The sequence below is a fragment of the Armatimonadota bacterium genome, assembly GCA_013359125.1.
Classification (GTDB): Bacteria; Armatimonadota; Fimbriimonadia; order Fimbriimonadales; family GBS-DC; genus JABWCR01.
Genome location: JABWCR010000042.1, coordinates 1 through 7,262 on the forward strand (window position 1 = coordinate 1; position 7,262 = coordinate 7,262).

A 7,262-nucleotide genomic window follows, 5' to 3' on the forward strand; every position below is an offset into this window, starting at 1 on the left:
CGCGTCGAAATTAATTCTTGACACTTTAAAGTTGGCGACTGCGGCGTTGACTGCGGTTGTTGGTTGACAGCACGGGTTCGGCAACGGACTATTACGAGCGCTGCGGGCGGCTACCAGCACGTTCCTTTCACCGGTCTCTACCACGTCGGCGCTCGCGAATACGACCCCCGAACGGCGAGATGGCTCCAAAGAGACCCGATAGGGATCGCTTCCGGCGACCCCAACGTCTATCGGTATTGTCTGAACGATGCGGTTAATCTGGCGGATCCGGATGGGTTAAGTCAAGGACCAAGTGGCCCGAGGCAAGTTACACGTGTTGTCATAATGGCATTCATTCCGTACAACCAAGTGTATGCGCCGTTGACCGGTCGACGGTTCAAGGGTGATGGCCGAGGCTTCAATCCCTACGCCAAGTCTTATAGAATGAAGCTCCAGTTTAGATTTGAACCCAGAAGTAAAGGAGCTTTACCGCAAGCTATCCTCGAAGGCTGTAAGACCGGTGTGACCATGGAATTGGACGAAGCCGGTCAAGTTATCGACAAGGCGCAATACAACCCAAGTTTTAAGTTTGGATATACTTATGTTCAGTCATCGGGGAGTCTCGGCTTTGGAAACACTTATGTGAGCTTGGCGGCCAAGGCAAGCAATCCACTTGTCAAACCTTCTCCCGCCATCATGATGCTATTCACTTTCATATTTGATGTGAGAGGCAATCTAATTGGATTAATAGGCGATCATACGAAATTTCCTTCTTTCGAGGCCTATGAAATCGTGGATGACCATATAACGCGGAAGTATGTGTATGACGCCGTGGCAGAGGGTACCAGTGTTCGCCACCTCATTTACGGCCCTGAAGTTTCCGTTATCAAGAAGTGGCCAAGGTGACTTGCACGTGATTACTCTCGTAAGCGGTCTGAAAGTTGCAGCTATGACAGCATGCATCTTTATGAGTTGGTGCTTCTTCATAATGATGAGCGAGCTCATAGTGTCCAGGATTGACCTATGTCTGCGCCTAGGGTTCAATCCTTTAGATCTGCCGCCTGACGTTGCTTCTTATGGAGTATGGGACATTGTAGTGTACTTACCATACTCCATGAAGAAAGGGGCAGCCTATTTCTGGAAACTCGCACTGCTTTTATCGCTTCTTATAAGTGCACTATACTTGCTATGCGGCAGAATAAATCAACGAGGCCCCTGGTTCCATGTCTTAGTGGGGGTTGTGTGCGGTATCCTAATGGCGTCCGCGTCTCTTGTTTTTTTATTCCCATCAATTCGCGCTGACTTAGGTTCAAGATTATGGATGTATGCATTACCGAATTTGCTGAGTATGCTGCCAGTAGGAATAATTAGTAAGTTACTAGTGTCTTTAGAGTTTAGAGAGTTGTTGGTGAGGTCGCTCCAGAGATGAAGAGAGGGGGGAGAGAATTTTAGACATGATGGTCGGGGATGTTCATCTTTATATGAAGTGGTCGACTTATGCCTTGGCCGAGGCGGCGGACACGGTCGGATCGACCTCGCGCAGCTACGAATGGGACTACAATCCGGACGGCTCGATAGAACTTTCGCTCCGCGGGGCTGATGCAGTCGCGATCGGGCTGCGGAGGCTCCCACAGCCCGACCAGTTGACCGTTGCTTACGCTACAAAGAGTAACACAGACAGCGACAATTCCGAGTCTCTTCATCTCTTACCTCCCAGAATCCTGATCCCGGAACGCCTGTCCTTTCTCAGCAACCCAGTCCGAAGTTTTCTAACACGATCGCCAAGTCGGTGTCGTCCACGATGCCGCTCTTGTCGATGTCTTCCAAGGCGCAGCCGGAGCCGCCAAACGCCTCCAGAATGATGGCCAGGTCGGTATCGTCCACGCAGCCGTCCAAGTTCACATCGCCCGGGACGACCGGCTCGGCCGAATAGAACGCTAGGCCCGTCGCGCCGTTGATCGGCGGGCCAGAAGAAAACACTCCGACGAACGAGCCGTCTGCGCCGCTATATTGGCGCACTTGGTCGTCTCCGCCCTCGTGGAACAGGCTGGTCAGATAGAGATCGCCGTTGGGGCCGAACGCCATGTCGTACGTGTTGCTTTGACCGCCGTCGCCCGGCTGAACGAAGACGTCCATGAACGACCCGTCCGCGCCGCTGTATCGGTAGACGCCGCCTCCGCCAAGGATGTACTCTGCAATGTAAAGATTGCCGTCAAGGCCGAAGTCCAGCGTCCAGGAGTTGGCTAATCCGCCGCTGCCGTCTGCAACGAACAGATCGATGAGGGCTCCCGTCGTTCCGTCAAATCGATACACTCCGCCAGTAGCGAAGTTGCGATCCCAACTGCACGCATAGAGGTTGCCGTCTGGACCAAAGTCCAACTGTCCGGCGCGATTGCCGCCTGCATTGATCACGCCGGTGTCGACAAAAATAGCATCGATCTGACCATCGGCCGGCAGTGCCGCGCCCGTCGCACCATCGAACCGCATCACGTAGCCGGCTGCATAGTCGCTTACATAGAGGTTTCCGTCCGGGCCAAACTTCAGAAAAATCGGCTCTGTCATGAGGGTGCTGGTGCCCGCCGGCACAAACGTGTCCATAAAGAGGCCGGTTCGACCGTCAAACCGCTTGATCTCAGCGTTGTTATAATCGGCAATATAGAGGTGGCCGTCGGGACCGGCCGTAATGCCATAGAGATTGCCCGTCGAACTGCAGACTTGCGATCCGAACAGCGAGCCGTCAAGCCCGGTCGTGCCGTCAAATCGAGCGATGTCGCCCGTGCCATAGCAGGACACAACGAGGTAGTCCTGCTGTGCGAACGCCATCGAAAGCGAGAGAGCCAAAGAAAGTACAGCCAAAAATTGAGTCGATTTCATCAAAATCTCCTTTTTGCCGCATGAAGCAAGTGTTTTTGTCAGCAACCATGATTATACATCGGTTTTCTCTCGTTTGCCGTCAATGCCGCAAAGTCCGAAGGTTTGTTGGGGACGTTGCCTGAAAGATGGTGGCCGGAGGTCGCGCATTCGAACGGCTTCCCGCCTGTTCCCTTGACTTCGCTAACCGCTTTTGGGTAGACTCTGCGGGCTTGAGGGGGTGTGCCCGAGTGGCCAAAGGGGGCAGACTGTAAATCTGTTGGCGACGCCTTCGTTGGTTCGAATCCAACCGCCCCCACCACTGTCGCCGAAGTAGCTCAGGGGCAGAGCGCGTCTTTGGTAAAGACGAGGTCACGGGTTCGATTCCCGTCTTCGGCTCCAGTCGAAAGCCGATAATCAATCATTGAGCGCTGGAGTCATGCAAGGAGGACTCAGATAGGATGGCACGACAAAAATTTGAACGAAGCAAGCCGCACGTCAACATCGGCACCATCGGTCACGTCGACCACGGCAAGACCAGCCTGACCGCGGCCATCACCCGCACGCTGGACAAGCACGGTTTGGCCCAATACCAGGCGTACGACCAGATCGACAGCGCGCCGGAAGAGCGAGAGCGCGGCGTTACGATCAACATCTATCACGCCGAATATCAGACCGAAACGCGGCATTACGCCCACGTCGACTGCCCGGGACACGCCGACTACATCAAGAACATGATCACCGGCGCCGCGCAGATGGACGGCGCGATTCTGGTTGTGGCGGCCACCGACGGCCCCATGCCCCAGACCCGAGAGCACATTCTGCTGGCCCGCCAGGTCAACGTGCCTGCGCTGGTCGTCTTTATGAATAAGGTCGATCTGGTGGACGATCCGGAACTTCTGGAACTGGTCGAGATGGAAATCCGCGACCTGCTGTCCAAGTACGGATTCCCGGGCGACGAGATTCCGATCATCCGCGGCAGCGCGGTCAAGGTGTTGGAAGCGGACGACAGCTCGAACTGGACCAAGGACACCGACAACAGCTGGATCAAGGCCATCCACGACCTGATGGACGCGGTGGACAACTACATTCCGCTGCCCGAGCGCGACCTGGACAAGCCGTTCCTGATGGCGGTCGAGGACGTGTTCACCATCACCGGTCGAGGCACGGTCTGCACCGGCCGAGTGGAGCGCGGCATCCTTAAGCCGGGCGAAGAAGTCGAGATCATCGGCCTGCGATCCGAGACGCGCAAGACCGTCTGCACCAGCATCGAGATGTTCCGCAAGATTTTGGACGACGCGCGAGCGGGCGAAAACGTCGGCCTGCTATTGCGCGGAGTCGACCGAAAGGACATCGAGCGCGGCATGGTCTGCGCGAAGCCCGGCAGCATCAAGCCGCACAAGAAGTTTAAGTGCGAGGTCTACGTGCTGACCAAGGAAGAGGGCGGCCGCCACACGCCGTTCGTCAACGGCTATCGGCCTCAGTTCTACTTCCGCACCACCGACGTAACGGGCGAGATCAAACTGCCCGAAGGCGTCGAAATGGTCATGCCCGGCGACAATATCAACATGGTCGCCGAATTGGGCGAGACCGTCGCTATCGAATCGGGTCTGCGCTTCGCCATTCGCGAAGGCAGCCGAACGGTCGGCGCGGGCGTCGTAACCGAAGTCGTCGAGTAATCGCGCGGCTTCTACAGACTGACTACTGAGGGGCGATCGAAGCGGTCGCCCCTTGGCGTCAAAAGACGAGGGGGTAAAATCAAATGGCTCAGTTATCAAAAAGGGTCATCTTTGTGCTGGCGTGCCAGGAGTGCAAAGACCGGAACTACACAACGTCTAAGAACAAGGACAAGCAGAAAGATCGACTGGAGCTGAAAAAGTATTGTCCGCGGTGCCGCAAGCACACGGAACACCGCGAATCGAAGTAAACCGTACAGGGGTGTAGCTCAGTTGGTAGAGCGCTGGTCTCCAAAACCAGAGGTCGCGGGTTCGAATCCTGTCACCCCTGCCAGTCCCCTATGAGGTGAGGCAACAATGGCAACCAAGTTTAAGATAGAAGCCGCCCCGCGAGAAGTCTCTGGCAAGAAGGCGCGACGGCTGCTGAACGAAGGGCTGATCCCCGGCGTTGTTTATGGCGCCAAAATCGATTCGCAAATGATCCAACTGCCCGACAAAGAGTTCTTAAGCGTCTTTCATCGAGCCGGATCGACCAACTTGATCGATCTGAAAGTGGGCAAGAAGACCCACAGAGTGCTGATCAAGGACATCGATTATGCTCCGATTGGCCACAGAGTTCGCCACGTCGGCCTCTTTGCCATCAATCTGACCGAAGAGCAGACTGTGCGCGTGCCGGTCGTGCTGGAAGGCGATGCGCCCGCGGTCAAAATGGGCGGCGCGCTGATCCACGTAACCGACCATGCCGACGTGCGCTGTCTGGCCGAGAACATCCCGGACCGGCTTGTAGTCGATATCAGCCATCTTGAAGATTTCAACTCGGCCATTCGGCTCGGCGACGTGCCGATTCCAGAGGGCGTAACGCTTCTGTCCGATCCCGATACGACGGTCGTAACCGTTGCGCCGCCCAAGACCGCCGAGCAGCAACTGGCCGAAGAGGCGCCGGAAGCCGCTGTTGCCGAAGCGCCTGCCGCCGAAGAACCCGCCGAGGAATGAGCGTCGTCTCGGTCAAGCAAGCCTATGGTTTGCCGCCCGGAAGCGAGATCACCGTGCGCGGCTGGGTTCGCTCGCGCCGAGACAGCAAAGGCGTCTCGTTTATCGACATCAACGACGGCTCGCAGATGAAAGGGCTTCAAGCCGTCATCGAAGCGGGCACGGTGGACGACCAGATATTGCACCAGTTGACCACGGGCAGCTGCGTGTCGGCCACAGGCGCATTGGTCGCCTCGCCATCGCCCCAGCAGCCGATCGAGCTCAAACTGGGGTCGCTGCATCTTTACGGCACGGCCGACCCGGCCGCTTATCCGTTGCAAAAGAAGGGCCACACAATGGAGTTTCTGCGCGAGATCGCCCATCTAAGGCCGCGCAGCAACACCTTTGGCGCCGTCTTCCGTGTGCGGTCGGCGCTCAGCTTCGCTATTCACAAGTTCTTCATCGAACGGGGCTTCTACTACATCCACACGCCCATCATCTCGACCTCGGATTGCGAAGGCGCAGGCTCCATGTTCGAGGTGCATACGCCTGGTGAGCCTTTCTTTGGCAAGGAGGCTTTTCTCACCGTCTCCGGCCAATTGGAGGCCGAAACGCTGGCGCTGGCGTTAGAGAAAGTCTATACTTTTGGCCCGACATTCAGGGCGGAGAACAGCAATACCCCGCGCCACCTGGCCGAGTTCTGGATGATCGAGCCGGAGATGGCCTTTTACGAGCTTGAAGACAACATGCGCCTGGCCGAGGAGTTTCTCAAGTTCATCATCCACTATCTTTTGGAGAACTGCGCGGACGACCTTGAGTTCTTTAACCAGCGCATCGAGCCGACGCTGATAGAGACGCTGCGCGGCGTGGCCGAATCCAGTTTCGCGCATGTAACTTACACCGAGGCGGTCGAAATCCTGCAGAAAGCCGGGCGCGAATGGGAGTTTCGGCCCTTCTGGGGTTGCGACTTACAGACCGAGCACGAGCGCTATCTGTCCGAAGAATCGTTCAAGCGCCCGGTCATCGTAACCGACTATCCCAAGGAGATTAAAGCCTTCTACATGCGGATGAACGACGACGAGCGCACCGTGAGAGCCATGGACGTGCTGGCGCCGCGCGTGGGCGAGATTATCGGCGGCAGCCAGCGAGAGGAGCGATTGGAGCCGTTGCGCCAACGCATGATCGAGGCCGGACTGAGCGAAGAAGCCTACTGGTGGTACTTGGACTTGCGCCGATACGGCACGGCGCCCCACTCTGGCTTTGGCCTCGGCCTGGAGCGCATGATGATGTACGTTACGGGCATGAAAAACATCCGCGACGTTACGCCGTTCCCTCGCACCCCCGGCAACGCGGAGTTTTAGCAGCCGCCCTTCCGTGCGGCAGGCCGGGCGGAAGGTTCCAAATCGTTCGGGAGGGCGAGCGTCCCCGCGAGCCGAAAGACGGAGCGCCGCCCTTCCGGGCGGCAGGCCAGGCGGAAGCCTGGCGTTCCGATCAGCGTCCCCGCGAGCCAAAAGACGGAGCGCCGCCCTTCCGGGCGGCAGGCCAGGCGGAAGGTTCCCAATCGTTCGGGAGGGCGAGCGTCCCCGCGAGCCAAGCGGCGACGTTTCGGAACGCCAGGCTTCTGCCTGGCCCAACCCCCGCTCCGTCTACGAAGAGGCCCGAAGGGGTCTAAACCGCCGCGAGCGACAATCGGGAGGGCGAGCGTCCCCGCGAGCCTAAGAACCGGGCTTACGGGCAGGTCGTGCCGAACATCCAGAGCACGAGGGAAAGGTCCGCGTCGTCCACGAT

General features: G+C 57.5%; 7 protein-coding genes and 3 tRNA genes. 8 read left to right on the forward strand and 2 right to left on the reverse strand.

Features of this window, described 5'->3' with window-relative positions; translation table 11 throughout:
* Nucleotides 1–63: 63 nt before the first annotated feature.
* Nucleotides 64–885 (forward strand): RHS repeat-associated core domain-containing protein, encoded by an 822-nt coding sequence (locus HUU60_12715; GenBank protein ID NUL83561.1) that lies wholly within the window; start codon nt 64–66, stop codon nt 883–885.
* A gap of 542 nt (nt 886–1,427) precedes the next feature.
* Here the strand turns inward: HUU60_12715 and HUU60_12720 are convergent.
* Together HUU60_12720 and HUU60_12725 are read right to left on the reverse strand one after the other, a co-directional pair.
* The gene (locus HUU60_12720; protein ID NUL83562.1) at nt 1,428–1,682 is read right to left on the reverse strand and encodes a hypothetical protein; all 255 of its coding nucleotides are present in this window, start codon (nt 1,680–1,682) and stop codon (nt 1,428–1,430) included.
* Nucleotides 1,683–1,725: 43 nt separating this feature from the next.
* Nucleotides 1,726–2,853, reverse strand: coding sequence for a hypothetical protein (locus tag HUU60_12725; protein NUL83563.1), 1,128 nt, complete (start codon nt 2,851–2,853; stop codon nt 1,726–1,728).
* Between the two features lie 213 nt (nt 2,854–3,066).
* On the opposite strand from HUU60_12725, the gene HUU60_12730 reads away from it, so the two are divergent.
* The 7 genes from HUU60_12730 (at nt 3,067) to asnS (ending at nt 6,835) form a co-directional block, all read left to right on the forward strand.
* Nucleotides 3,067–3,151: transfer RNA gene (locus HUU60_12730), tRNA-Tyr, on the forward strand.
* Nucleotides 3,152–3,156: 5 nt separating this feature from the next.
* Nucleotides 3,157–3,231: transfer RNA gene (locus HUU60_12735), tRNA-Thr, on the forward strand.
* Between the two features lie 59 nt (nt 3,232–3,290).
* On the forward strand, nt 3,291–4,508 hold the full coding sequence (gene tuf, locus HUU60_12740) for an elongation factor Tu (GenBank protein NUL83564.1): 1,218 nt from the start codon (nt 3,291–3,293) through the stop codon (nt 4,506–4,508).
* Nucleotides 4,509–4,591: 83 nt separating this feature from the next.
* A complete protein-coding gene (rpmG, locus tag HUU60_12745) occupies nt 4,592–4,756 on the forward strand; it encodes a 50S ribosomal protein L33 (protein ID NUL83565.1) in 165 nt (54 codons plus the stop codon).
* A gap of 7 nt (nt 4,757–4,763) precedes the next feature.
* Nucleotides 4,764–4,839: transfer RNA gene (locus HUU60_12750), tRNA-Trp, on the forward strand.
* Nucleotides 4,840–4,862: 23 nt separating this feature from the next.
* On the forward strand, nt 4,863–5,498 hold the full coding sequence (locus HUU60_12755; protein ID NUL83566.1) for a 50S ribosomal protein L25: 636 nt from the start codon (nt 4,863–4,865) through the stop codon (nt 5,496–5,498).
* Nucleotides 5,495–6,835 carry an asparagine--tRNA ligase gene (asnS, locus tag HUU60_12760; GenBank protein NUL83567.1) on the forward strand — a complete coding sequence of 447 codons (1,341 nt, stop codon included), beginning with the start codon at nt 5,495–5,497 and terminating at the stop codon, nt 6,833–6,835. The genes HUU60_12755 and asnS overlap by 4 nt, the downstream gene beginning before the upstream one ends.
* Nucleotides 6,836–7,262: the final 427 nt, after the last annotated feature.